The sequence below is a fragment of the Streptomyces sp. S3(2020) genome, assembly GCF_013044505.1.
Lineage (GTDB): Bacteria > Actinomycetota > Actinomycetes > Streptomycetales > Streptomycetaceae > Streptomyces.
Genome location: NZ_JABERD010000453.1, coordinates 1 through 2,572 on the forward strand (window position 1 = coordinate 1; position 2,572 = coordinate 2,572).

Consider the following 2,572-nt stretch of genomic DNA (forward strand, 5'->3'; position numbering starts at 1 on the left):
CAGCAAAACAACACCCTGAAACGACACCAGCTTTCACCACGAAAACGACACCCTCCTTTCACCACCCCCAGCCCACCCCAGAAAACCAGCAGTGAAAACCAACGACGCCACACCACTGAAAAACCCACGACGCCCATCAGCCTGCCCTGCACGACGGATCCTGACGAGCTGGTGGCGTGGGTGGAGGGGCTGGAGACCGTCACCGTCTTCGCCACCTACGCGTCAGTGGGGCTGCGGATCCTCCAGCGGGCCCACGCCGCGGGCCTCGGGGTGTTCAGCCTGCTGGTCGTGGACGAGGCCCATCGCCCCAGTGGTGACGGCATGAAGCCGTGGGCGGCCGTGCACGACCAGGCGCAGCTTCCTGCCGAACGCCGGCTGTACATGACGGCCACGCCCCGCGTGTGGGAGGCCGAGGGTGAGCGGCCGCGGCTGGTGGCGTCGATGGAGGATGGCTCACCAGTGTTCGGGCCGGTGGCTTTCGAGCTGTCGTTGTCGGAGGCGATCGGGCGGGGCATCGTCGCGCCGTATCAGGTGCTGTGCCTGGACATCCGCGACCCGGAGCTCTACGCGGCCCTGAGCAGTGAGGACACCGGATCCGACGCGATCCGCGGGGCACGGCTGGCGGCGGTGCAGACCGGACTCATGCAGGCCGCGGTCAAGGAACGGTTCCGCCGGGTGCTCTCGTTCCACAGCCGGGTGAACGAGGCCGAAGCGATGGCCGCCGCCGTGCCGGTCACCGCGGGCCGGCTCGCCGCAGACGACCCCGACACCTACCCGCCGGCTCGGCAGGTCTGGGCAGACTGGCTCTACGGCGAACACGCCCCCGCACACCGCCGCCAAGTACTCGACGAATTCGCCTCCGACTTCCTCGGAGGACCCGCATATAATGGCGAGGATGTGCGGGCTGAATTGCGGGTGCTTTCCTCAGTTCGCGTTTTGGGTGAAGGTGTCGATACCGCCGAATGTGACGCCGTGCTATTCACGGACGCGCGTGGCTCTATGGTCGATATCGTGCAGATGGTCGGGCGCGCCCTGAGACTGCATCCGGGGCGCGGGAAACTCGCCACGCTGATCGTTCCGGTATTCCTCGGCCAGGACGAAGATCCAGACGAAATGCTCACCTCGGATGCCTACAACAGCCTCAGCAAGGTCCTTGGAGCCCTCCGGGCCCACGACGCCAACACGATCGAGGCCCTCGCTGATCCCCGTCTGCGCAACAGCAGTTGGACGCCCGAAGACGACGGCGAGGACCTGGCGGAGGAGGCCGACGGGGAGGACGGCCAGGAGCAGGATCTCGTTCCGCCTGTGGGGGCCGCGGCGGCGGGGGTGCTGCGGTTCAGCGAGGAACGCGACCCGGCCGTGCTCACGCAGTTCGTGCGGCTGCGGGTCATCGACCCCGAACGCGCCTACTGGCTCCGCGGCATCGAAGCCGCCACCCGATGGCTGCGCGAAACCGGCAACAGCGAACTACGCGTGCCGTACACGTACGTCACCCCGCAGGAGTGGGCGGCGGGGATCGGCGGGCATCCGCTGGGGGTGTGGGTGGCAGACCAGCGCCGGTACTACACGGCCGGGACCCTGGAAGCAAAGCGGGTGGCCGAGCTGGAGGCGTTGGGCATGGTCTGGTCCGTGCACGCCTCCGCGTGGGATGCCGGACTCGCCGTCGCCCGCGACTATGCCCGAGTACACCGCCATTGCTTGCCTGGTGCCTCGGTCGTCTGGGACGGGTTTGCTCTGGGCACATGGTTGAAGAATCAGCGGGCTGGCGCCAAGAAGGCCCGTGAGAACGCCGTACGCCGCGCGAACGGGGAGACCGGTGTCTCGTATGCCGGGGAGCTGTCCGAGAGGCGCATGGAAGCGCTGACGGAGATCGACCCGGGGTGGGCGCCGGAGTGGGAGATCGGGTGGCAGCGCTGTCAGCGACTGCTCCTGAGCCACATCCAGAACGGCGGCACCCTGCCCGCCACGGCGGGCGAGGTGGTGGTGCAGGGCGAGGACCTGGCCGTGTGGATCACCGGACAGGCGGCCGCGTGGGACACGCTGATGCCAGCGCAGCGCTACCTCCTGGAAAGCCTCGGCATCGACCCCGACAGCGCAGGGCCGGAGCTCCGGCCGGCTCGGCGGTCCCAAGATGAACTGTGGGAACGCAACATGACCGCCGCCCGCCAGTTTTATGCCCGCGAAGGGCACCTCCGCGTACCCCGCCAACACCACGAAGAGGTCGATGAGGAGACGTACGGGTTGGGGTCGTTCGTAGCGAACGCGCGAAGGAGGGCCGCCAAGCTCAGCCCCGAACGACGGGCCAGCCTCGATGCATTGGGCATGCGCTGGTAGAAGCCTCGGGGCCGGAGGAACGCGCCACCGGGCTCACTCTCCCGCCCCAGGCGCATGCTCCTTACCCAGCGTCTCCAGCCACGTAGCAGTACGACGGGTCTCAGCGTGATCCTCACCCAGCACCCGACACCGATGCTCCAACGTCTCCTCCCCCAGCGCACTCGCCTCCGCGGCTCGACGCGGAGGGCGGAGATACACGGGCAGAGGGTGCGCGGTGCGCAGGGGGTCAGGGGGATCG

1 protein-coding gene is annotated in these 2,572 nt (G+C 68.4%); it reads left to right on the top strand.

Annotation, left to right across the window (positions count from 1 at the left end; genetic code table 11):
• Positions 1–2,334: helicase associated domain-containing protein (locus tag HLK59_RS49430; protein WP_171148240.1), on the top strand; the 2,334-nt coding region annotated here is incomplete at its 5' end.
• Between the last annotated feature and the right edge of the window lie 238 nt (positions 2,335–2,572).